This window comes from Chryseobacterium bernardetii, assembly GCF_003815975.1.
In the GTDB taxonomy this organism is placed as follows: Bacteria; Bacteroidota; Bacteroidia; order Flavobacteriales; family Weeksellaceae; genus Chryseobacterium; species Chryseobacterium bernardetii.
Genome location: NZ_CP033932.1, coordinates 2,976,656 through 3,000,206 on the forward strand (window position 1 = coordinate 2,976,656; position 23,551 = coordinate 3,000,206).

Genomic DNA, 23,551 nt, shown 5'->3' on the forward strand with positions numbered 1-23,551 from the left:
AGATGTAATCTGTTAAAAACAAAGATCTTGTATTCTTTTGGCGTAGAATGATTTAAAGAAAAGCTGAACAGATTATTCAGGCTCCCTGTCACCCAATGATTCTTTCAGCTTTAAAAGCTCAGCTTTTACAAACTCAAGACGGTCAATAATGGTGATGGTTTCTGAAATTTTACTGTTGGTAGTCAGAGCAACACGGGCTCCATCCAATGTATATCCCTTTTCTTTTACTAAATGATAGATCATCTGCAGATTCTTGATATCCTCAGGAGTGAAGTAGCGGTTTCCCTTTTTATTCTTTTTAGGTTTGATGATAGGAAATTCCTGTTCCCAATAGCGTATTAATGAAGTGTTTACATCGAATGCTTTAGCGACTTCTCCTATGGAATAATACAGTTTATCAGGTAAGTTTATTTTCATTTTACGGCTCCTAAACCTCAAAGATAAAAATTTTTTAAAGTTTCATCCAAATATATCTTGCAAAGTCCTGCTATAACCTGAATTTTTAATAAGATCAGCTCCTCTGAGGAAGTATAAACCGTAAATTGGTTAAAATAATAATTGTTAAAAAAAACAATATGGAGAGTAGTGAATCGGTTTTGTATTGGATTTGGGGCTTGGCTTTATTTATAGTATTTTTATCCTCCATTTATTTACAGGATGAATTCTATTTCCGTTCTTCATATTGATCTTTTTCAGGGTAAGAATCCTTCAGATTTTTATTTTAACACCCTGAAAAAACATCTGATTGTTGGTCATCAGCATATAGAAAAGCCCCATAGGCATAATTTTTATGCTGCTGTTCTGTTTACTCAGGGAAACGGTATTCATGAAATAGATTTTCAACGCTATGAAGTTTCGGAAGGAAGCCTGTTTTTTCTTTCTCCGGGGCAAATTCACAGTTGGGAGCTTTCAGATGATATAGACGGGTATATTTTCTTTTGTTCCCAGGAGTTTTATGAAATGCATTATGTGAATCAGAAACTGAGAAATTTTCCTTTTTTCGGATCAGTGTCCTTTACCAGAAAATTGCAGCTAGATGCAGCAGAACTGGAGAAGAACATTCATCTGTTTCAGGAACTGGGAAGAGAGCATCAATCTAATCATCTGATGAAAAACGGACTTATTCTATCATTAATGTCTCAGATTTTCATCAATTCAACCCGGCTTTTTTCAAAGGATTTTGATACGCTGAGTTCTTCTGCCGGACTTTCTTATTTTAAACATTATCAGGATTTTGAAAGTCTTGTTGAACAGCATTTTATGGAACACAAATCAACTGCGTATTATGCTTCTCTATTAGGTATTTCATCAAAGCACCTGAATAGAACCGTACAGGCAGTAGTACAGAAAACAGCTACGGAAGTGATTACAGAAAGAGTAGTACTGGAAGCCAAAAGGATGCTGATGTATCTCAATGAAAACCTTGTTGAGATTGCTTTCCGGCTGGGTTATGAAGAATACTCTTACTTCGTGAGAGTATTCCGGAAGAATTCCGGAATGACTCCTACTCCGTTTATGAGGAAATATAAGGCCTAAGCTAGTTTAAAGTTTATAATGATGGGTATCCATTAATAATTTTAATATCTGTTCAGACTTTACCCTTTTAATGTTAATGTTGATTGTACAACAAACATTACCTCATTTTGTTACCTGCTTCTACAACACAAGTTTGAATGGTCCTTCAAAAGTAGTTTCAAATGAATCTACCATTTTTCCTTCTTCATCAAAAACACCGATGATCATATTTTGTTTAGAGAATTTGATTTTATCTTCAGGAAAAGATATATTGATATTCCCTTTTAAGATCTGATCTCCCTTCAGGATAATTCTTTCAGATCCGAAATAAGTAATTTCAGCATCTTCAGGGCTGATTACCCTAATGGTGAGAATTTTTTTCTCATTCGATTTATTCAGAAGAGTATAAATGAAAGTGTTGGTAATTTTACCATTTTTAATAAAGAAAGTAGAGCCTGCAGGTTTAATAAATTTAGCTTCCATTGAACCACGGTCATACATTAAAAAGCCAAGGAATCCGATCAGCAGAGCCAGAATTACTGTTGTAGCCTTCATTCTTGAAGTAAATTTGAATTTCTCCTGATTTTCAATTTCAGATTCTGTAGCATAGCGGATCAGCCCTTTAGGTAAGCCTACTTTATCCATGATCTCATCACAGGCATCAATACATGCCGTACAGTTAACGCATTCCAATTGTTGCCCGTTTCTGATGTCAATTCCTGTAGGGCAAACTACCACGCATTGATTACAATCTATACAATCTCCTTTGCCAGCCGCTTTTCGGTCTTCATTATTTCTCCATTTTGAACGGCCTTCCCCTCTTTTAAAATCATAGTATACGTTAATTGTCTGTTTATCTATTAAAACCCCCTGAAGTCTTCCATAGGGACAAACTAAGGTACATACCTGTTCACGAAGCCATGTAAACACAAAATAAAAAGCCATTGTAAAAAAGATCATCGTAATGAACTTTAAAGGATGTTCCGAAGGTCCCTCAATCATAATCTGAAATACCTGTTCATAGCCTACAATATACATGAACATGAAGGTTGAGATAATGAGAGAGATCAGGATAAATACAGACCATTTGGTAAGTCTTTTTCTTATTTTTTCAGCATCCCATTGCTGTCTGTCCAGCTTCATTTGTTTGTTTCTATCCCCTTCAATCCAGTATTCTATTTTACGGAATACCATCTCCATGAATAAGGTTTGCGGGCAAAGCCAGCCGCAGAATATTCTTCCGAAAACCACAGTGAACAGCATCACGAAGATCACAGAAGTAACTGCTCCCAAAGCCAGAATAAAAAAGTCCTGGAGGTAAAACGGCTGTCCAAGAATAAAGAATCTTCTGTCAATTACATTAATCAGTAAGAACGGATTATTATTGATCTTTATGAAAGGTAATCCAAAGAAAATAGCAAGTAAAACATAGCTGGTGTAATTCCTGTAATTGGTATATTTTCCTTTAGGTTTTCTGGGGAAGATCCATTTTCTTTTTCCGGTCTCATCCATTGTTCCTACAGAATTTCTGAAATCTTCATTTTCAATTTCCAGGGATTTGATGTTGTTGGACTCTGCGCTCATTATCGTATGCTATAAAAGTATTTTGGTAATATTTTTCATCCGGATCACTACCTTTTACCATGCTGAATTACTATAGATAAATGGTATTGATTCTCTATTGCAAAGCTCCGCATCATATCTTTCAATTCCTAATATGATCTACTTCAAAAATAGGACAATTGGGACATTTTATATTTTGAGGAATAATAGATCAAAATGAGAAAATATTTTTGAAACCGATAAAGCATGTTGTAAATTGCAGATCTAAAAATGAATAATGAAGAATATCAGTAAAGCAGGTCTGATTGGTTTGGTTTTCGCATTGGTAAACTGTCAATCCGTAAATAGTAGTAAAATGTTTTATGAAGGAGTAAAACCCCAAATGGTTTCTAATAAGTTTAGTTTTACAGAGGGCCCATCAGCTGATAAAGAAGGCAATGTCTTTTTTACTGATCAGCCTAATGATAAGATCTATTACTGGGACTGGAAAACAAATCAGGTGATAGAATTCCTGGATAAAACAGGAAGAGCCAACGGAACTCACTTTGATAAAGACGGTTTCCTGATTACCTGCTCAGATGATAACGGAGAGATGTGGAAGATCTCAAAAGATAAGAAAGTAGAAATTTTATTCAAAGGTTTTGAAGGCAAAAGACTGAATGGTCCTAATGATGTCTGGAATGATGCTTTTGGCGGGATGTATTTTACAGATCCTTTGTATGAAAGAGATTACTGGACAGACTTCAAACAGGAAATTCCTGATAAAAGCCTTTATTACAGGAATAAGGATGGGAAGATCATTAAATTAGATACTTTTACCCAGCCTAACGGAATCGTAGGAAGTGAAAAACTGAAAAAATTATACCTTTCAGACATTGATGCAGGGAAAACCTATGTTTATGATATTCTGGGAGAAGGAAAACTATCTGATAGAAAACTATTCTGTGAAATGGGCTCAGATGGAATGACACTGGATAAACATGGCAACCTTTATTTAACCGGTGATGGAGTACATGTTTTTAACAAAGACGGAAAAAAAATCTATCATATTTCCATTCCTGAAAAATGGACATCCAATGTAACTTTCGGGGGAAAAAATAATGATGTATTATTTATTACCGCTTCAAAATCGGTGTATACTTTTCCAATGCGGGTAAGAGGAATAAAATAATTAATAAAAGATTATAATAAAAAAGGCTCAAAAGTTTGTTCTTAAAAACTTTTGAGCCTTTGTCATATTGTATGTATTTTATATCTGCAAGAAGTTTAACTTAAAAATTTAAGTGTTTAAATCATTTGTGATTTGCAAACGATGTAGTTTAGATGTACTTCGTTCGCAATGACAATGTTTGAGTTCAGGCCTTAGTAAGCAACTTCCATTTTCACTTTTTTTCCTTTCAGTTTTTCATTCTGAAGCTTTCTCAGAACAGCATTCACCTTATTTCTGGAGACGGCAACATAAGAGGTTGTGTCTTTTACTTCAATTACCCCAACGTCTTCTTTTTGCAGTTCTCCTTTTTTAAGCAGGTAACCTACAATATCCACTTTATTCACCTTGTCTTTTTTTCCGGCACTGATGTAAATTGTCTGGAACGGTGTTTTTTGCGGAACCTTGGTAAATCCGGCAACACTTTCTTCCGGAGTATCATTTTTGATGAAAGGGAAGTTTTCTTCTTCCGTCATAATCAGGTAAACGAAGCCTTTGGCATTCATCCTTGCAGTACGTCCGTTTCTGTGGATGAAAGCATCTTCTTTTGGAGGGAGCTGATAATGTACAATAGATTCCACTTCGGGAATATCAAGTCCGCGGGCTGCCAGATCAGTTGTAATAAGAATTCTTGCAGAATCATTTCTGAATTTCAGCAGGGCACGCTCTCTTTCATCCTGTTCCATTCCGCCATGGAAGGTTTCCCTGTCTATTCCCATCTGATGGAGAAGCTCAGAGATGCGGTCTACGGCATCACGGTGATTACAGAATATCAGCGTTCTTTTATTTCCGATTTTACAAACCAGATTAAATAAGGTATCCAGTTTTTCTTCCGGAATTGTCATTACTCTTCTCAGTTGGAGATCAGGCTTCACATCATTTTCTTTAAGGAAGCTGATGATTTTTTCATCTTTTAATCCTGTAAATGCCGGGATCTCGTCCATTGCTGTTGCAGACGTTAAAACTCTTTGTGAAAGGCCTTTTAAAGAATTACAGATAAATTCCATATCATCATGGAAACCTAGTTCCAAAGCCTTGTCAAATTCATCTAAAACTAAGGTCTTAACAGTCTTCGGATCGAAATTATTATTTCTTATATGATAAGTAACCCTTCCCGGAGTTCCGATTAAAACAGCCGGAGCTTCAATTAAATTATTGACTTCAATCTTTTTATCATGTCCGCCATAGCAAACGGAAACCTTAAAATCAGTTCCCATCGATTTGAAAACCTGCTCAATCTGCAAGGCCAATTCTCTGGCAGGAACTAATATTAATGCCTGAACGCCCTGAACATCCTTTTTCAGATTTCTGAGAACCGGAAATAAAAAAGCAAGGGTTTTCCCTGATCCGGTAGGAGAGAGCAGTACAATATCCGTATTGTTTTCAGAGGCTTTATAAGTAGATTTCTGCATCTGATTCATATCCTGAATCTGCAGCTTTTGATAAATTGATTGTAGTTCCATGCTGCAAAGGTAGTGAATTTTGGAGTTTGAGGATTTAGAATGGAGAATCCTGGAATAGAGTTTCAGGGTAAGAGGGTTGGAGAGTTGTTAATGGAAAAGCTTGAGAATAACGGTTAATTGTAGTTTGGTGTTGCTGTCATTCTGAATGAAGCATAGAGAAGTGAAGAATCTCTGGCTGTTTTTAGGAAAAATGAAATAGGTGACAATTGATTGTCATTGAGTTATATGAATTTTAAAGATTGTAAAATCTATTGCTTAGATCAAATAAAATGCGTATATTTGCACCCACTTTTTGTGATAAAGGTCTAAGAAAGTAAAATATTAAATATTAATAACTTCCGTATTTTTCAATCACATTGATTAAGACCGTTGAAAGAGAAGGAATACAAATTTATTTAGAATTATGTCAAAAGAGACAAATTCAGCAGAATTATTATTAAACCAAAACGTAGCACCTGAACAATTTGACTGGGATTCTTTCGAATCTGGTCTTGATGCTGATGCTAGAAAAGAGAAAAGCGATTTAGAAGAAATCTACAACGGATCATTAAACAACTTAGACGATAACGACGTTCTAATTGGTAAAGTTGTAAGATTAACTGATAAAGAAGCTATCGTAGACATCAACTTCAAATCTGAAGGTGTTATCTCTCTTAACGAATTCCGTTACAACCAAGGTCTTAAGGTAGGTGATGAAGTAGAAGTAATGGTAGACAAGAGAGAAGACAAAACTGGTCAGCTACAATTATCTCACAGAAAAGCTAGAACACTTAAAGCTTGGGATAAAGTAAACGAACTTCACGAAACTGGTGAAATCGTTAACGGTTTTGTTAAGTCTAGAACTAAAGGTGGTATGATCGTTGACGTTCACGGAATCGAAGCATTCTTACCTGGTTCTCAAATTGACGTTAAGCCAATTAAAGATTACGATCAGTTCGTAGGAAAAACTATGGAGTTCAAAGTTGTGAAAATCAACCCAGAGTTCAAAAACGTAGTAGTTTCTCACAAAGCATTGATCGAAGCAGATATCGAAGGTCAGAAAAAAGAAATCATCGCTCAGCTTGAAAAAGGACAAGTTCTTGAAGGTACTGTTAAGAATATCACTTCTTACGGTGTATTCATTGACCTAGGTGGTGTAGATGGATTGATCCACATTACAGACCTTTCTTGGTCTAGAGTGAACCACCCATCTGAAATCCTTGAGGACGGACAAACTGTGAAAGTGGTTATCCTTGATTTCGATGATGAGAAAACAAGAATCCAATTAGGTATGAAGCAATTAGAAGCTCATCCTTGGGATGCTCTTTCTGCTGACTTAAAAGTTGGTGACAAAGTAAAAGGAAAAGTAGTAGTTCTTGCTGACTATGGTGCATTCGTAGAAATCGCTCCAGGTGTTGAAGGATTAATCCACGTTTCTGAAATGTCTTGGTCTACTCACTTAAGATCTGCTGGAGATTTCGTAAAAGTAGGTGATGAAGTGGAAGCTGAAGTATTAACTTTAGACAGAGAAGAAAGAAAAATTTCTCTTGGTATCAAGCAATTATCTAAAGATCCATGGGAAAACATCGAAGCTAAGTATCCGGTAGGATCTCAGCATGTAGGAACTGTAAGAAACTTCACTAACTTTGGTGTATTCGTAGAGTTAGAAGAAGGTATCGACGGATTAATCTACATCTCTGATCTTTCTTGGACTAAGAAAATCAAGCACCCATCTGAGTTCTGTGCAGTAGGTGATAAATTAGATGTTGTAGTTCTTGAATTAGATATCCAGGCTAGAAGATTATCTCTAGGTCACAAGCAATTGACTGAAAACCCATGGGATAAATTCGAAACTAAATATGCTGAAGGAACTATCCACGCTGGTAAAGCTGTAGAAGTTCACGATAAAGGAGCTTCTGTACAGTTTGAAGATGCTGAGGTTGAAGCATTCTGCCCTTCAAGATTATTAGAGAAAGAAGATGGATCTAAAATCAAAAAAGGTGAAGAAGCTGAATTCAAAGTAATCGAATTCAACAAAGAATTCAAGAGAGTAGTAGTATCTCACACAGGTATCTTCAGAGACGAAGAGAAGAAAAACGTAAAAGAAGCTTCTTCTAGAAACGTATCTTCTTCTTCTAACAACGAAGAAAGATCTACTCTTGGAGACATCGATGCATTAGCAGAGTTGAAAAGAAAAATGGAAGAAGGTAAATAATCTTTGAACCATTGATAAATAAGGAGCCGCTCATTTGAGCGGCTTTTTTTGTATTCTCATTTTCAGGAGATTTCTCCCGCTATCCACTCATAATCTACACATCATCAAATCCAATTCCTAAACCATTTTCTGGCTCGGGCAACCAATGACAGGCGGCGGAATTAGCCCTACAAAATATTACCGTAAACAATTTTATTTATGGTGGTATAAAAATCGATTTCAAACAGTCGGTAAATAGTATTTATAGTGAATATTAAGGATTTTGAGCAGTCAATTCTAAAGGAAATAACTGTTTATAATCAATCGGGAAACAGCTGAAGGCAAGGCTTGCTGTGATCTTATTTATCTATTATAGCTACATCACAGGATATTTTAATTTATATGTTGTACCTTTGCAGGCTGTTAAAAAAATTATGAAGAAGAAAAATATACTAAAAGGTGTTTTATTTGTAGGGATTGGTGCTAGTATATACGGAATGTTGGCCACTTTTGTAAAAATGGCTTATCATGATGGTTTTACAACATCTGAAGTAACTACCTCTCAATTTGTATTAGGGTTAACCGGGCTTTTGATCCTGAATTTGATTCAAACCCTAACCTCAAAAAAGAAATTATCAAAGCCAAGCTCCAGGGAGGTCAGAATGCTGATGCTTGCCGGAACCTCATTGGGAGGAACAAGTTTATTTTATTATATCGCGGTTCAGTATATCAATGTTTCCATTGCAATTGTGTTGCTGATGCAGTCGGTATGGTTCAGTGTTGTGGTAGAAAGTATTATCACCAAGAAACTGCCGAATGCAAGAAAAATTGTGGCGGTAATTATTGTATTGCTGGGAACCGTTTTGGCTACCAACCTTATTAATATGGAAATCGAGCTGGATTGGCATGGTGTCTTCTGGGGATTGATGGCTGCGGCTTCATATACATTAACGATGTTTACATCCAACACACTGGCTACCCATCTGCCTGTTTTCAGAAAAAGTATTATTATGCTGGCAGGTGGTTCTGTTGTTATTTTTGCATTCCTGTTCTTTGCTCAGATAGGGCCTATGTATTTTGACGGATTAAAAGCTTTCTATCTTAACTTTACAGACAATACAGAACATATCCATCCTTTCAATTATTCAATATTCTGGACATATGGAGCGGTTCTTGCTTTGTTTGGAACCATTATTCCGCCAATTCTGTTCAATATCGGTTTTCCGAACGCAGGATTAGGACTGGGAAGTATTGTTTCCTCACTGGAACTTCCGGTTTCCGTTACCATGGCTTTTGTTTTATTGGGTGAAAAAGTATTTCTAATACAATGGGTAGGAATTGCTTTGATTCTTTTCGCTATTGTTTTAATGAACCTTCCATCCAAAAAAGAAAAAGAAGTTTCTATAGCAGAATTATCTTAAAAAAATATTATTTAACTAAAAATAACAGTTAAAAACCGTTCCTTTTGGAGCGGTTTTTTTAATTTTAAAAACTTAAAATAGAGTACCCATGAGATGTTTCAGAAATATAGCCACTGCTGTAATATTAATAACCGGATCAGGAATCCTGTCTTCACAGATAAAACCTTTGGATGCAATGTTGTCTGATTATCAATATCCTTATGAAGTACATTTTAAAGATTTAAAATCCCAGGATAATGATCTGAAGATGGCTTATATGGATGTAAAGCCTCAAAAAGCCAATGGGAAAACCATTATGTTGCTCCATGGGAAAAACTTTAACGGTGCCTATTGGGCAAGAACGGCCAAAGATCTCTCAGAAAAAGGATTCAGGGTCATTATTCCGGATCAGATTGGGTTTGGAAAATCCTCAAAACCTCACCGTTATCAGTTTTCTTTTTCACAGCTTGCCGAAAATACAAAAGCTGTTCTGGATGAACTGGGAATTGATAAAACCATTGTTCTGGGGCATTCAATGGGTGGGATGGTAGCTTCAAGGTTTACTTTGCTATATCCTGAAAAAGTTCAGAAACTCATCCTTGAAAATCCTATCGGACTTGAAGATTATAAAACGTTTGCATCTTATCAGAATATAGATCAGGCCTACCAGTCGGAGCTTAAGAATACAGCAGAAACTTACAAGAATTATCAGCTGAAATTCTATTATGACAACAAATGGAAGGCAGAATACCAGCCTTGGTTAGATCTTATTGCCGGCTGGACTCTGCATAAAGATTATCCACAGGTAGCTTGGGACGCAGCATTGACTTCTGATATGATCTATAATCAACCTGTTTGTTATGAATTTAAAAATATAAAAGTACCTACTTTACTCATCATTGGAACAAGAGATAGAACTGCCATAGGAAAAGACAGGGCTCCAAAGGAGCTTCAACCTAAAATGGGACAGTATCAGGAATTAGGGAAGAAAACCCAGCGTGAAATTGCTGGGTCCCAATTGGTGGAACTTGAAAACGTAGGCCATCTTCCGCATATTGAAGTTTATCCTCAGTTTTTTGAAGCTTTATATAACTTTATTAAGTAAGCTGAACCCGTTTTTACCGAAATGATTGTTATGTAATCTGGCTGTAACAATGAATTAAGAAGGCTGTGTGGATTTCTATTTATCCAAAACTGGTGATAAACAGAAATTTGTTAACTTTGGGAACACACTAAAGACGAAATGAGTTAATGATGTCGGAGATCAGATTATCTAAAAAACAAATTCTACATAGGCTAAATACAATCAAAATAAAACCTTCCGGACTGCAGGGGAGAAGGTATGGTGTATCTGTAAAATACTATTCCGGTAATGAAGAAATGCCTTCCAAAAGAATAGATTATACGGTAGCTGCCAATTTGAATGTTGAGTATGGCAAGGGATCATTAAGCATTAATAAAGAAGATATTTTTTACAACCAGCATGAGCCGGATAAGATCAGTGAAATTCTTTCATCAGCATTATCTGCCACCATTTACCCTGTGGAAGTCGATCTTAATGAAAAAGGAACAGGAACAGGCGAGATTATCAATCATGATAAAATGTTGGAAAGATGGAAGATTCAGAAATCAAAAATAGCTGATAAATACAGCAGTAAAGAACTGGATATTTTTATTGATAATTTTGAAAATAAGCTTCAAAATAAAACTGTTATTGAAAAAAGCCTGCACAATGACTGGTTCTGGAACCTGTTTTTTCATCCTAAATTTATTGATTACGGAGATACCAGAAAAGTTGAAAGAGATCTGTATCTTTCCGTGATTCCTTATCGTGGACCGTTGAAATTTTCCGGGGTACAGACTATCGATAAATTTCCTACGGATTACCATTCTTTTGTCATAGAATTTGAAAGCGAAGAACTATTGGCTCCTCGTTATTTTTATCCCGAGGGTCATCATGATGGCAGCTCCCTTTATATGACGCTTAAAGTGATTTTCGATCATGATCTGTATCATCATTTCCCCATGTATACAAGAGCTTATTTTGAAGTATTTACCAAAGATTGGTCAGGGGCAAAAGTATTTGTGAAAAAGATCCATTATACTCAATATCAATTAGGTTCAGAAGAGTATAAAAACAAGGTATTGGATGAAAGCAGTCCCTTTATTACAGGGGGGCTTGTAAAAGTTCCGCCTAATAAATGGGGATTTGATAATTTCGAAAGGATAGAAAATGACTGGTAAAATTTATCGGTTCAGCAAAAAGACTTATTTTTACACAAAACACCATAATGTCACTAAAAGAAAAAGTAGTACAGGGAGCAATCTGCCAATGCAAATTTGGTTCCGCTCCGGACAAACTGAAAGTACTTACACAAACCAAATATTATGTGAATGACAATGCAGCCAGCAGTAAGCTTGCCGCTACCCATAAAGATATCGGAGCTACCTTTGAGAAGAACACTTTCGGTTCATGCTCCAAAAAGAACAATACCCCATGCTCTGCCGTAGTAACCCAATGGAGCGACTATTACGAAAAAGAACTCTACGATCCACCCGGAGGCTATATTCTGTTGCAAGACAGCAAAGCAACCTGTCCTATTGGAGGTAAAGACTGTATTTCTATCATTAAATCCGGACAAATGGGCGAACCTACTAAAAAGAATCTTCAGAACGCGGATAGTGAATTACAGTCGCATGTGAGTCCTGTGATGGATATGAAGAATTACGATGAAAAAGAGGCTTATAAAACTAATTTTTAAAGAGAACTATGGGAACAGCAGGGATTAAAAAAGCATTAATTAAAGATGCCAGACAGAATGCAAAACCATATAATAACAGCTTTCTTGTAGAATTGGGACACGGGCAAAGTTCTTTTACCGCTTATATTGATAAATCCTGTTTGGGACCTGGAACTGAAAATCCAGAGACAACAATTAAAGATGTAAAGTGGTTTTTGGTAAGAGAACATGTTTGGTCTAGCTATAAACGTACATATCCTAAACTCAGTCCAAGTGATTTTTTTACAAAATTAACAACTGAAGAGAAGGATTTTAAAACCTTTGAGGGGAATAACTTATTGGTAGATGCCAGCACTTTTAATGATGGCAGAGTTGGTGATATTGGGGTTATTTATTTAATAATTCCTTATAGTGTATTTCCTGAAACAGACCAAACAGTGCCGTTGCAGGCTGTACTTTTAGATAAACCTCAGGTTTTATATTGTAATTTCAAATTTCCTAAAGGTGGGTATATCCCATTGGAAAATAATGATAAGAAAGCGACTTATGGTCAAACAGTAGAAGTTGAGGTGTATACACATTTGCTGCCGGATTACAGAAACGGTTCTGACAAATTTGTCTTTGATGTTGAGCTTATCAATAAAGGAGAAGCGGTTGCTAAATTAGAAAAGCAAGAAATACTAAACAGTGAGCTTGGCGCTTTTGATTATAATCCAACTAAAATTTTAAAATTTGTTATTGACCCGGAATGGCAGAAAAAGCACTCCAATAAAAAGATTGATGAAAAATTTTATCTCAGATTAAAAGGAAATATTGGATATACTGGTCCTGTTGTCGTTGCTTCAGATTATGTAGCTCCATCCGGAGATTATGATTCAGAAAAGCAAACCTCTTCTTGGAAAAGGCTGGAACGGGGAAAATGGGTATATGATACTTCAAACGAATTGCTGGTTCCTTTCGATACTATGAGTGATCTTTTAAGTCGGTATGAAGTGGAAAAGAACAATATGATACAGTATATCGGAGATATAGAATACAGCGTAAAGGAAAATAACCCTTGTGCGTATTCTATGATAACTGTTAATGATGGTGAAAAAGATATAGAGATATTCAATGAATATAAACCGATTAAAACAGTAAGTGATAATACTAAAAGATTTGTTGATATAGTTGCCGGAGATAAAGAAAAGAAAGCTGTAAAAGTAACCGCTAAATTTTTAGAGAGTAAAGAATCGAAACCTATAGCGATTAAGAATGGCAATGCTTGTGAAATGATTTTAAATAATGGTCATAAGCATTCTACTTTGGAAGATGTTTTCAAAATGGGCTGGATTCTTGGGCAATGGGTGCCATCACAGGACCCTCAGGTATGGATGAGTAATTTTTTAGACAAAATTAAAGCTAATATAAGTCCTAATTATTATCATCCATCTAATGCTTTATCTGCACCCATCATAGCTTCAGCAAAGGCGAAGCCTGATCAGGAAGCTAAAGGTATCCCAGCTTCAAAAGAAAATCAGAAAAAATATGAATTTGTAACTGTAGCAGCTATTCAAGGGTTAACAAAAGACGATTATACTATAAATACAGCTGATGATTCCATTACATTACAGCTTCAGTACAGATATAATAAATCTTATGATAATAGAATCCTAAACTATCTTTATGGTGAGCAGGAATATTTTAAGAAGGGAGCTTTAGATGATAATTATAAAAATATCTGGGTTGTTGGTTACCTACTGAGATGGATAAAAAATGATTCTCTTGAACAGCTTTATTTTGTTCCGGTTAGTACATGCCGTTATCCCAATCAAATTGCCAAAATCAGGGTTTTTCCTGATATGAAATGGGTATTTAATTTTAATTATAATATTGAAACTCCGATTTATTATAAATCTACTACTGCTTTAGAAACTTATTATAGTGGCTTTAATGAAGGACGGGATATTACTACAGCTAATAGCAGCCGCAGAAGAGAAATACAAGATAGTAATGTTACCAATATCTTGCAGCCTTATGTAGGTAGAAAGACCAGCTTTGGGTTATCTGTTGAATGTGAAGTAAACGGGGAAAAAGATGTTTTTAAATTAGGGAAGGATTTTGCTGAAAAGTATCGTAAAATGATCTATCCTTTTTTATGGATGGTTAATACTTTGGATAATAGTTTTGGACTTCCGGAGGCAAGAAATGAGGAACACAGAATTAGAACAAGTCGCAATCCCGGATTATTAGCCCGCTTGAATAAACTTCCTATGAGTTTTGAGCTTAAGCCACCAAGTTTAGGAGTAGGTTTAGGTATAGGATATGCTTCATCAAAAAATGGTGAAATTACTTACGAGTTAGACGGTAGAATTAAGGCGAATCCTATCATAGGAGCGGAAGTTAAGTTGGATATTCTTGCTTTAGGAAGTAAATTTAAACCTTTTGGAGTTATTATTGATGCTTTGGATATCGTTTCTTGGGCGGCAAATGTTCTCAGTGGTGGGCATGTAGAAATAGATTACAAAATTGAAGTTAGATTTACTGCTGAAGTGAAACTGATAGGTAAGCAAATAAGTAAGGATCCCAAAACTAATGAAAAGAAATATGCACCTGAGGCCCATCTGAAATATAATTTAAAAGATAAAAAACTTCATTTTGAAGGCGGATTACAAGGTATTATAAAAGGTGAGATTGAAGTTAGCTTAAAGATACTTATACAGGCAAAGGCTAAAAATATGAATAATCAACCTCTGGAAGATAAAAAGAATAAAAAAGCAGAACTAAGCGTGGGAGTTCAGGGAAGTTCTTATGTTTCCTTATCATGCCCTTTTGAATTAAATGAGAAAGGTAATCTTGATGTTGATTTTTATTTCTCAGGAATTAAAGTTGAAGTTTGGTTTAGGGCATCATATAGTTCTAAAAATACAGACGGTGATCCTGATTATTCAGAAAAGATAATTCCTCATATAGATATAACTAAACCAATCGAGTTTTAATTATGAAAATTGTAGTACTTCTTTTATCCTTTATATGTATGTCTGGCTGCGGAAAGTCTGACAAGTTAAATCAAACATCTAATAAACTAAATCAAACATCTATACAGATGAAAAAGAAAACATATTATTTATATTACACCTTACGTGGAAATTATGAAGTTTTTTGCAACGGGATTTCTTTATCCGAATATACAGATCAGGATGGTGCTGCTACTGCATCAGAATATTTGAATCCACTAATCTCAGGTAAGGGAATACAGACTGTCAGTATAAAAATAAATAGTTCTGATGGTAATGTTTTGTCTCCGGAATATTTAAAAGGAGTAAAGATATCTCTTTATTTTAGTGAAAATGGAGATGAAGGAGATTTGGTATTAGTGAAGGATTTTACCTTGAAACCTTATAATGAAAACCAGTCAATGGTATTTGAAACATGGTCATTCAACGCAGATGTAGATTATGAAAATGAAAATCCATTACATTCGGCAAGTGACTTGGCAAAAGAAGATATTCACAAATTGAGTGAAGATGTATTGAATAAATACAACGAAGTTTTATCTATTATTAATTCAGGTGATGCCAATAAATACAGTGAAATATATAAGGATTCTTTCAAAAGAGAAACTACTTCCATGTATCTGGATGCTAATGAGACTCAAAAATATATAAATAACTTAAAAAGTAGGGTAATTGCAAGTAAGGGCTTTATGAAACCTATTGAAGGATATAAAATTAATATTAATCCTAATAATAAAATTGTAGAATTAACATCCAGTAAAGGTAAGCCGGTACTTTATTCAATTGATGATAAGAGAAAAATTAAATTTTTCAGCTTACAGCTTTATCGTTCCTCAAAAACAGGAAAACTGGAAGTGTATTAAACCATGAAAAATAATAGCTTCTGGGTAAGTTTCTTCTCCCTTGTATTGATGCTTTTGTTTCTTGGCTTTGGAGGAAAAGGTCTTTATTACAGCATAGGTAGATTTTATAAACATGCCAGTTTGGTATTGAATGGGTCAAAAACAGAAGGACATATTACAAGCTATACAGAAAGCAAAAAACAAGAGAAGAATAAATATACAAGATTCTATTCTCCTGTCATTAGCTATTATGACACAGCCAACAGGTCTTATACACTGTACGCCGATTATAGCAGTAACAGTAAAGAATGGTCAAATGAAGTAACCATCTACTATGATAAAGATATTCCTTCAAAAGCCATTCGGGGTGGATTTTGGTATTTATGGTTTTCTCCATTTGTCGTATTATGTCTGTCTTTGATTCCGTTTGGCTTGGGATTATATCTGTTTAAATATAATATCAGACTGATGATGGGTAAGAAATAATAAGTTATGTTATAGCATGGGAAACAATAAGAGTTCAGGTTTTTTTATTACCGTATTTTTCATTTCTTTTATCTTTATCCTTATTACCTTGGGGACTGGGGGAATATTTTACAGTGTGCAGAAATTAGGGAAAAACTTTAATTTGATTGTTTTCGGAAACAGAACAAAGGGTAAAATCATAGGGTATGAAGGAAGTTATTCCACTAATAGCAAAGGCGGTTCCACAAAAATGCATTCACCGCTCATACAATACAAGGATAATAGAGGAATTGTAAGAGAATATCATTCCGATTACAGCAGCAGTAGTCAGGAAAATGATGATGAGGTAACCATGTATTACAGCGCTGAAAAGCCGCAAAAAGCAACAAGAGGAGGCTTTCTAAATCTCTTTTTCTGGCCTTTTTTAATATTGGGGATCTCAGTATTAATTTTATCTGTAGGTTGTTATTTAGGACAACCGGTATTCGTTGCAATAAAAAAGTTCGTGAAGAAAATTTTTAAATTATAGTTATTATTAACCGTTAGCTTATGTTTTATAAATTCTATGCAGAAGACCATTTTTTAATCCTTGAAAATCCTTTCCTTAAAGAAAATAACCTTTAGCTTTATTGATATATGGCGATTTCCAGTCAATTTCATATATTTTGAAAAAGAAAAAACCGTTTATAACTTAAACGGTCTTTTCTTTGTCTTGGAAAATCAACAAAGTAAGAATTCCAATTCCTGAAAATATGAGGCATGAAATCCCCAGGTTCTGAATAAAGCCTATACTTACCAGCCCGCTTCCTATCAGCACATAATAAATGAGTCCCAGCAAAGCTCCGGCGCTTCCGGTTTCGTTTTTATAATGGATTAATGCGGTGCTCAGAATATTTGGGATAGCCATACTGAATGCCATCACAATAAAGAAGTAAGGAATCAGAAAATAAATTCCATATCCGGTTAAGAACCAAACTAAAAAAGAAGCGGCAAATGAACCTATCACACTTGCGGTTATTAAAACCTTAGGAGCAATATTTCTTAAAAGGAGATATCTGTTCAGCTTTGCCCCTATAAAGGTTCCGGCAGCCAATATAATACTGCTGTATCCAAAAATATAAGATGAATACTGCTGTTCTTTAAAAATAAAAGGCGCCAGCGAATAATAAGAAAACAGCAAAACATTAAAGCTCATAACCAATAAACAGCATCTGATGATTTCACGGTCTCTGAGCATCCGATTCAATAAACCCGACAGTACCTGAAAATTGATCTCTTTTCCGGAATGGTACGTCTCAGAAATATTTTTTCTGGAAAGAACGTAAAATAGAACTGCTACCAGATATAAAGTAATAAAAACCCCTTGATGACCAGCTAAAGCAGCCAGTACCGAACCCGTGGTCATTCCTATAATCGGACTGATGGACAAGCCAATCCCAATCCATGAAAATACTTTGTTGATATGGTCTTTATCATAAGTATCCCGTAAAATGGTTTGGGTAACGATGGAGCCTACAGCAATTCCAAAAGCTGAAATAACTCTGGCCGCCAGTAAAATCATAAAATCAGAAGCAAAAATGGCAGCAAAAGTTCCAATTCCATAAGTAATCAGTCCGTATTCCAACGATTTTTTTCTGCCGATTCTGTCACATTGAACACCCCAAAATGCAACTCCCAAAGCAAAAGCAATAAAATACAGACTTATTGTTAAGGTTGTAGATTCTTCATTCACACCAAACGTTTCCTGAACCATTGGCAAAACCGGGCTGTAAATGGTTTCTACAAACTGAGGAAGCATGACAAGGAGCGTCAGTAGCCAAAGCGGATTTGTCTTTTTCATTTTTTATGCAAAGTTTTGAAAAATTACATGTATATTTATAATGGTATAAAAACAAAAAATATCAAAAATAGGACATGGCTGTGCTAGAACAGAATGAGGAATTTGATGCAGATGCTCTCAAAGAAAAAGTGATCGGAATTGCTTCTGATATGGTGATGCACGACTCCGGATTTCACGACCATAAAACCAAGGCACAGTTGCTTTATGCCCCTTCAGGCTGTATGACGGTGACGACTTCTAACCGGCAGTTTGTATTGCCGCCATTCAGAATGCTATGGATTCCGGCTAATGAAATTCACCGGGTCAATTTCCGGAATGTTGTGGCATACAGATCGGTTTATTTTGACAGTAAATATGCTGAAAAATATATAAGTTCAAGCCTTAAGGTTCTACATGTGAATTCTCTGTTAAAAGAAATTATTGAAAGAATCTGCTTTTGGGAATGGTTGCCTTTGCATCCTGCCCAGAAAAATATTTTAAAGGTATTCTGGGACGAAATAGGGAAGGCTCCTGAAGAAAAGTTGGAGCTTAAAATGCCTGTTGACAGGCGTCTTAAGAGAATAGTAGAAGAATGGACAATGCGTTCTTCCATGCCGCCCATGCTGAAAAATTTAGCAGAAGAAACCGGAGCAGTAGAAAAAACAATCACCCGAATTTTTAAAAGAGAAACCAATCTTTCTTATCAGGAATGGAGGCAGCAATGGCGCCTTCAGCGTTCTATAGAACTTTTAGTGGATGGCAGTTCAATAGGAGAGGTTTCCCATTGTTTAGACTTCTCCTCAGACAGTGCCTTTATTGAATTCTTTAAAAAACATACCGGATCCACTCCATTACAGTATCTCATAAAAAACGAGTAATTCTTCCATCTGTCTTAATACTCCAGCTGAAAGGCTAAATATTCCCCTTCCCCGGAATGGTGGCAATTCTCTTGATTTTTGAGGATTAATTTATAAAGTAACCTCATTTGAACCATTAAGAAACTTTATGAGGAAAGAAAAGTCAAGGAAAACCAAAGATTTTATATGTAGCAAAGTTTAACATATTATTCTTATGAATGTTTCAAATAAAATAACCTTAGTATTAAATTGTCTTTCAATCTATTTCTTGCCCTATGCAAAGTCTGTTGGTATTTAATTTACATAAAATTGTATAACCAAACTAAAATAGATACCATGGACAATTATACCAATACAATAGAAGTAAAAGCCACTGCAGAAAAGGTGTTCAACGCCTTATCCCATAAGATTTCCCTCTGGTGGTCAGAAATGTTTGAAGGATCTTCAGCTCAAACTGAAGATGTATTTACAATACGATTCGGAGCTGATATTCACAAAACAATGCGGGTGAAAGAAGCAATTCCTGATACGAAAATGATCTGGCATGTGGAAGACTCTTTAATTGCTCTTCCTGAATTAAAGAACCAGAAAGAATGGATTGGAACAACCATTGTTTGGGAAATAGAACAAAACGGAGAAAATGCTAAGATAAAAATTACCCATCTTGGCCTAAGCCCGGATATTGAATGCTATGATATCTGTTCCAATGGCTGGGTGCAATTTCTTGGCAGCCTGAAGCTTTTCCTGGAAACCGGGAAAGGAACTCCATACAGAGAATAGCATACTTTAAATTCTTCGGAATATAGAATGAACCGTTAATGTCAGATATAAATGGAATTTAGTTACTTAGTAGTTGGGAGCATTAAAAAAATCACTGTTTGAGAATGATTTCTATTTGAATCGAAGCAGAATCGGATAATCCATGTAAGTTTGGAAATTTTTTAGCGGATAATTCCAGTCTTCAACTTCAATCAAGAACATGATCAATTACCCATAAAAAAGGAAGCTGTTTACTCGTAAACAGCTTCCTTTTGCATTTATTGTTGTCTGAATTATTTCTTCTTGTAAGCAGCGTCTTTAATTCTCGCTTTTTTACCTCTAAGATCTCTAAAGTAGTAGATTCTAGCTCTTCTAACTCTACCTCTTCTGTCAACTTCAATTTTCTGAAGTGCAGGCATGTTGATAGGGAATACTCTTTCTACACCTACATCACCAGACATTTTTCTGATTGTGAAAGTTTTAGTAGAACCAGTACCTCTTAATTGGATAACTGTTCCTTTGAAGAACTGAGTTCTGGTCTTTTGTCCTTCTTTAATTTCGTAATACACAGTAATGGTATCACCTGCTTTGAATTCAGGGAATTCTTTTTTCGCAATGTACTTGTCTTGTACGTACTTTAATAAATCCATTATTAATAAAATAAAATGTTAAAGCTAAGCAACTTACACGTTTATCGTCAGAGGTTGAATAACAGGTTGCAAATGTACAAAATAGTTTTTGAATACACCAAATATTTAAGATGTAAAAAACTATAATTTTTTCATTCAGATTTCATCAAAAAATTAACACATTCTTTAAGATTCCATCAGACAGAGTTTATATGGGACTTCTACTTTTGCCCGAAATAAAAACTAGAGTATTGATTTTTTAAATTATTGATTCACAAATAAAAACTCTAGATCTCAATTTAAATTAAGCGATTATGAAACACTATTTCTTCTTTTTCTTTTTCGCGGTCCAGATGACATTCGGGCAGGTTTTGTTCCCATATCTGCAAAATCCCACTCCGAATTCCATGATCGTCAATTGGAAGACTGCTTCCGATAACGAAACCACCGTGATTTACGGGGATTCCCCAACAAACCTGAATGTTACGGTAACTGGTACTACCAACATTTTTTCAGATACAGGCTACAACAATAATTACTATTATCACACAGCCAAAATTGCTAATCTGCAGCCAAACACCAAGTATTATTACAAAATTAAAACCGGAACTAATGAATCTGCGGTGTATAATTTCAGGACTCTTCCTTTACCAGGGCAGCCTGTAACAGCTAATGGAAAGATTCGTTTCCTGATTATGGGAGATAACCAGATTAAGGCAGAGCCAAGGTATGACAGTCTTACATTAAATGCTTTTAAAAAATTAAAAGAAAAGTTCGGTGCCAATTCAGATCCATCCGATAATATTGCCCTTACTTTCATGGTAGGAGACCAGGTGGATGTAGGAACATTGGATCACTATGAGAATGTTCATTTTAAAAAGAATATCAAGTTGTCACCTTATCTGCCTATTCAGACCACTGTAGGAAACCATGAAACGTATGGAACTTTAGGAATGAATTCTTACTATGCTCATTTCTATATTGATGAGATCAGATATAAAGGAATTTCTTCAGGAAACGAGAATTACTATGCCCAACAGGCAGGGAACGTATTGTTTATAAGCTTAAGTTCTGAACATACGGGTTCTGCACAGCAAATATGGCTTCAGCAGATTTTAAATGAAGCGAATAATGATCCTACAGTAGACTGGATTATCTCATTAAGCCATAGACCTTATCAGGCAGAACAATACGTAGGGGATATTTCAACATGGGTAAGAAACAATGCGGTTCCACTTTTGGTAACATCTGACAAATATCTGATGCATGTTGGAGCACACCATCACTTGTATCACAGAGGACAGCTAAAGAACAGTCCTAATTATCAGATCATTTCTGGAGGAACGGCTTGGGATCAGTATTGGGGAATGTCTACTGAACAGGACTTTGATGATGTTCAGAAAACATTAACGGACTGGACTTATCAGATTGTTGAGGTAGATATCCCAACCGGAAAAGTAGATATAGAATGTTACTCAATAGGTGGAAAGTATACCAAGAAAAATAATGAACTCATAGATTCATTCCACAGGTATAAAAATCAGCCAAAACCAGCAAAACCATCCATCACCAATATATTTTCCGGACCAATTACATTACCTTTAACATTGAACGGAAGCGCTTTCTCATCATCTAACGGTGAACTTTTAAACACCACCCAGTTCTTAATCAGTAAAGCTGGAGACTTCTCTGTAATTGAAAAAGAATTTTACCGTGATTTTGAAAACTGGTTCGGAAAAGACGGAAACGGAAACCCGGATAAAACTAAGAACTTAAATGACGGAGTAGATATTACAAAAGCAACTTTAGCAGCGAATTCAATTCCAAACGGTACTTATTACGTAAAAACCCGTTACAGAGACAGAAACCTTGAGTGGAGCGACTGGAGTGATGTAAAACAGTTTGAAATTACCGGAAGTGTGGTTTCAAATCCTACCTTTACTTTAGATAAGACAGAATATGCTCAAAACGAACCTATTGTGGCTACTTTTACCGGCGGTCCTGGAAATCAGCAGGATTGGGTAGGAATTTATAAAAAAGGGCAGACTCCGGGAGGAGGGGCAACTGCACAGACTTATGTTTACACTAACGGACAAACAGCAGGCACAGCTACTTTCAATAATGGTTTACCTAATAAAGGGCAATATTTTGCAGGATTCTTTGCTAATAACGGATATACAGATATTACTTCAAGAAAAAGCTTTTATGTAGGTCCGAAAGTACAATTGCAGGCAACTGCAGATACATATCCGGTAGGCGGAACTGTAACCATTAACTTTACGAATGCTCCAGGTTTACAAAAAGACTGGATCGGAATTTATAAAATGGGACAGACTCCGGGAACCACAGCATCCATAAAATGGAGTTATGTAACATCAGCATCCGGAACCCTTAATTTTACAGGGCTTCCAAAAGGATATTATTATGCTCAGTATTTGCTTGAAGATGGTTATAATGGAATTGGAGATAAAGTGTTCTTTAAAGTAGGTGATATCGTTACCGAATTATGGATCAACAAACCTGTATATTCATTGGGGGAAAATATTACTGCATCATGGACAGATTCTCCGGGAATTATTAAAGACTGGTTAGGAATTTATCCTCAGAATATTCAAACCCCGGATGATAACTTTGTTTCCTATACTTATTTTGATGGGGTAACCCAGGGCAGCAAAACCGTTACAGGAAATGTAAACGGCGTACCAACCGCACCAGGTAATTATTATATGGTGATGTTTACCAACGATTCTTATACTGAAGTTTCAAACAGGGTACAGTTCCAGGTAACCTCAGGGTCTTTGGGAGTAGAAGAGGCAAAGAGTACAGAGAAAAATGTAATCCTGTATCCAAACCCTACAAAACCTGGTGAACCAACGTTCATTAAGAGTGATTATCCCATTGAGAAAATTGAATTGGTATCAGCAGCAGGAGAATTATTGTATGAATCAAAGAATATTCATAACCAGCGTTTTTCCTTAGTGAATGAAAACCTTCCGAAAGGAGTGTATTTTGTAAAAGTTCATGCAAGAAAGCTATTTACTTTGAAATTGATTATCCAGTAATCAATCAACAACATAATAAAAATTAAACAGGCTGTCAGAAATGACAGCCTGTTTTTTTCT

19 protein-coding genes are annotated in these 23,551 nt (G+C 35.6%); 14 read left to right on the forward strand and 5 right to left on the reverse strand.

Annotated features, from left to right (window positions below; genetic code table 11):
* Positions 1 to 72 precede the first annotated feature (72 nt).
* The gene (locus EG339_RS13670) at positions 73 to 417 is read right to left on the reverse strand and encodes a MerR family transcriptional regulator (RefSeq protein WP_123870537.1); all 345 of its coding nucleotides are present in this window, start codon (positions 415 to 417) and stop codon (positions 73 to 75) included.
* A 240-nt stretch (positions 418 to 657) separates the two neighbouring features.
* On the opposite strand from EG339_RS13670, the gene EG339_RS13675 reads away from it, so the two are divergent.
* Positions 658 to 1,536, forward strand: coding sequence for an AraC family transcriptional regulator (locus tag EG339_RS13675; RefSeq protein WP_123870538.1), 879 nt, complete (start codon positions 658 to 660; stop codon positions 1,534 to 1,536).
* Between the two features lie 120 nt (positions 1,537 to 1,656).
* Here the strand turns inward: EG339_RS13675 and ccoG are convergent, their stop codons facing one another.
* Positions 1,657 to 3,099, reverse strand: coding sequence for a cytochrome c oxidase accessory protein CcoG (ccoG, locus tag EG339_RS13680; RefSeq protein ID WP_123870539.1), 1,443 nt, complete (start codon positions 3,097 to 3,099; stop codon positions 1,657 to 1,659).
* Between the two features lie 256 nt (positions 3,100 to 3,355).
* On the opposite strand from ccoG, the gene EG339_RS13685 reads away from it, so the two are divergent.
* On the forward strand, positions 3,356 to 4,249 hold the full coding sequence (locus tag EG339_RS13685) for an SMP-30/gluconolactonase/LRE family protein (protein ID WP_123870540.1): 894 nt from the start codon (positions 3,356 to 3,358) through the stop codon (positions 4,247 to 4,249).
* 191 nt (positions 4,250 to 4,440) lie between these two features.
* Here EG339_RS13685 and EG339_RS13690 read toward each other — a convergent pair whose 3' ends face one another.
* Entirely contained in the window at positions 4,441 to 5,748 is a 1,308-nt protein-coding gene (locus tag EG339_RS13690) for a DEAD/DEAH box helicase (RefSeq protein ID WP_123870541.1), read from the reverse strand.
* A gap of 403 nt (positions 5,749 to 6,151) precedes the next feature.
* Between EG339_RS13690 and rpsA the strand changes: the two genes are divergently transcribed.
* The 9 genes from rpsA (at position 6,152) to EG339_RS13735 (ending at position 16,894) form a co-directional block, all read left to right on the forward strand.
* Complete coding sequence (rpsA, locus tag EG339_RS13695) at positions 6,152 to 7,942, forward strand: 30S ribosomal protein S1 (RefSeq protein WP_123870542.1); 1,791 nt, start codon at positions 6,152 to 6,154, stop codon at positions 7,940 to 7,942.
* 413 nt (positions 7,943 to 8,355) lie between these two features.
* Positions 8,356 to 9,342 (forward strand): EamA family transporter, encoded by a 987-nt coding sequence (locus tag EG339_RS13700; RefSeq protein ID WP_123870543.1) that lies wholly within the window; start codon positions 8,356 to 8,358, stop codon positions 9,340 to 9,342.
* A gap of 88 nt (positions 9,343 to 9,430) precedes the next feature.
* A complete protein-coding gene (locus EG339_RS13705) occupies positions 9,431 to 10,426 on the forward strand; it encodes an alpha/beta fold hydrolase (RefSeq protein ID WP_123870544.1) in 996 nt (331 codons plus the stop codon).
* Positions 10,427 to 10,572: 146 nt separating this feature from the next.
* Entirely contained in the window at positions 10,573 to 11,565 is a 993-nt protein-coding gene (locus EG339_RS13710) for a hypothetical protein (protein ID WP_228459620.1), read from the forward strand.
* Between the two features lie 47 nt (positions 11,566 to 11,612).
* Positions 11,613 to 12,083, forward strand: coding sequence for a DUF4280 domain-containing protein (locus tag EG339_RS13715; RefSeq protein ID WP_123870545.1), 471 nt, complete (start codon positions 11,613 to 11,615; stop codon positions 12,081 to 12,083).
* Positions 12,084 to 12,091: 8 nt separating this feature from the next.
* Positions 12,092 to 15,040, forward strand: a complete 2,949-nt coding sequence (locus EG339_RS13720; RefSeq protein ID WP_123870546.1) for a hypothetical protein — start codon at positions 12,092 to 12,094, stop codon at positions 15,038 to 15,040.
* 107 nt (positions 15,041 to 15,147) lie between these two features.
* Complete coding sequence (locus tag EG339_RS13725; protein ID WP_123870547.1) at positions 15,148 to 15,921, forward strand: hypothetical protein; 774 nt, start codon at positions 15,148 to 15,150, stop codon at positions 15,919 to 15,921.
* A gap of 3 nt (positions 15,922 to 15,924) precedes the next feature.
* Positions 15,925 to 16,386, forward strand: coding sequence for a DUF3592 domain-containing protein (locus EG339_RS13730; protein WP_123870548.1), 462 nt, complete (start codon positions 15,925 to 15,927; stop codon positions 16,384 to 16,386).
* A 16-nt stretch (positions 16,387 to 16,402) separates the two neighbouring features.
* Positions 16,403 to 16,894, forward strand: a complete 492-nt coding sequence (locus EG339_RS13735; RefSeq protein ID WP_123870549.1) for a DUF3592 domain-containing protein — start codon at positions 16,403 to 16,405, stop codon at positions 16,892 to 16,894.
* A 162-nt stretch (positions 16,895 to 17,056) separates the two neighbouring features.
* Here EG339_RS13735 and EG339_RS13740 read toward each other — a convergent pair whose 3' ends face one another.
* On the reverse strand, positions 17,057 to 18,205 hold the full coding sequence (locus EG339_RS13740; protein ID WP_123870550.1) for an MFS transporter: 1,149 nt from the start codon (positions 18,203 to 18,205) through the stop codon (positions 17,057 to 17,059).
* A gap of 74 nt (positions 18,206 to 18,279) precedes the next feature.
* Here EG339_RS13740 and EG339_RS13745 point away from each other — a divergent pair, with 74 nt between their 5' ends.
* Complete coding sequence (locus EG339_RS13745) at positions 18,280 to 19,062, forward strand: AraC family transcriptional regulator (protein WP_123870551.1); 783 nt, start codon at positions 18,280 to 18,282, stop codon at positions 19,060 to 19,062.
* Positions 19,063 to 19,377: 315 nt separating this feature from the next.
* Entirely contained in the window at positions 19,378 to 19,821 is a 444-nt protein-coding gene (locus EG339_RS13750; protein ID WP_123870552.1) for an SRPBCC family protein, read from the forward strand.
* Between the two features lie 272 nt (positions 19,822 to 20,093).
* Here EG339_RS13750 and rplS read toward each other — a convergent pair whose 3' ends face one another.
* Entirely contained in the window at positions 20,094 to 20,450 is a 357-nt protein-coding gene (rplS, locus tag EG339_RS13755) for a 50S ribosomal protein L19 (protein ID WP_002980648.1), read from the reverse strand.
* 293 nt (positions 20,451 to 20,743) lie between these two features.
* Between rplS and EG339_RS13760 the strand changes: the two genes are divergently transcribed.
* Positions 20,744 to 23,491, forward strand: coding sequence for a fibronectin type III domain-containing protein (locus EG339_RS13760; RefSeq protein WP_123870553.1), 2,748 nt, complete (start codon positions 20,744 to 20,746; stop codon positions 23,489 to 23,491).
* The last annotated feature ends 60 nt before the right edge of the window (positions 23,492 to 23,551 follow it).

Coding starts and splice junctions, on each gene's coding strand:
- EG339_RS13670 (WP_123870537.1), bottom strand. CDS start 417: ATGAAAATAAACTTACCTGATAAACTGTATTATTCCATAGGAGAAGTC.
- EG339_RS13675 (WP_123870538.1), top strand. CDS start 658: ATGAATTCTATTTCCGTTCTTCATATTGATCTTTTTCAGGGTAAGAAT.
- ccoG (WP_123870539.1), bottom strand. CDS start 3,099: ATGAGCGCAGAGTCCAACAACATCAAATCCCTGGAAATTGAAAATGAA.
- EG339_RS13685 (WP_123870540.1), top strand. CDS start 3,356: ATGAAGAATATCAGTAAAGCAGGTCTGATTGGTTTGGTTTTCGCATTG.
- EG339_RS13690 (WP_123870541.1), bottom strand. CDS start 5,748: ATGGAACTACAATCAATTTATCAAAAGCTGCAGATTCAGGATATGAAT.
- rpsA (WP_123870542.1), top strand. CDS start 6,152: ATGTCAAAAGAGACAAATTCAGCAGAATTATTATTAAACCAAAACGTA.
- EG339_RS13700 (WP_123870543.1), top strand. CDS start 8,356: ATGAAGAAGAAAAATATACTAAAAGGTGTTTTATTTGTAGGGATTGGT.
- EG339_RS13705 (WP_123870544.1), top strand. CDS start 9,431: ATGAGATGTTTCAGAAATATAGCCACTGCTGTAATATTAATAACCGGA.
- EG339_RS13710 (WP_228459620.1), top strand. CDS start 10,573: ATGATGTCGGAGATCAGATTATCTAAAAAACAAATTCTACATAGGCTA.
- EG339_RS13715 (WP_123870545.1), top strand. CDS start 11,613: ATGTCACTAAAAGAAAAAGTAGTACAGGGAGCAATCTGCCAATGCAAA.
- EG339_RS13720 (WP_123870546.1), top strand. CDS start 12,092: ATGGGAACAGCAGGGATTAAAAAAGCATTAATTAAAGATGCCAGACAG.
- EG339_RS13725 (WP_123870547.1), top strand. CDS start 15,148: ATGAAAAAGAAAACATATTATTTATATTACACCTTACGTGGAAATTAT.
- EG339_RS13730 (WP_123870548.1), top strand. CDS start 15,925: ATGAAAAATAATAGCTTCTGGGTAAGTTTCTTCTCCCTTGTATTGATG.
- EG339_RS13735 (WP_123870549.1), top strand. CDS start 16,403: ATGGGAAACAATAAGAGTTCAGGTTTTTTTATTACCGTATTTTTCATT.
- EG339_RS13740 (WP_123870550.1), bottom strand. CDS start 18,205: ATGAAAAAGACAAATCCGCTTTGGCTACTGACGCTCCTTGTCATGCTT.
- EG339_RS13745 (WP_123870551.1), top strand. CDS start 18,280: ATGGCTGTGCTAGAACAGAATGAGGAATTTGATGCAGATGCTCTCAAA.
- EG339_RS13750 (WP_123870552.1), top strand. CDS start 19,378: ATGGACAATTATACCAATACAATAGAAGTAAAAGCCACTGCAGAAAAG.
- rplS (WP_002980648.1), bottom strand. CDS start 20,450: ATGGATTTATTAAAGTACGTACAAGACAAGTACATTGCGAAAAAAGAA.
- EG339_RS13760 (WP_123870553.1), top strand. CDS start 20,744: ATGAAACACTATTTCTTCTTTTTCTTTTTCGCGGTCCAGATGACATTC.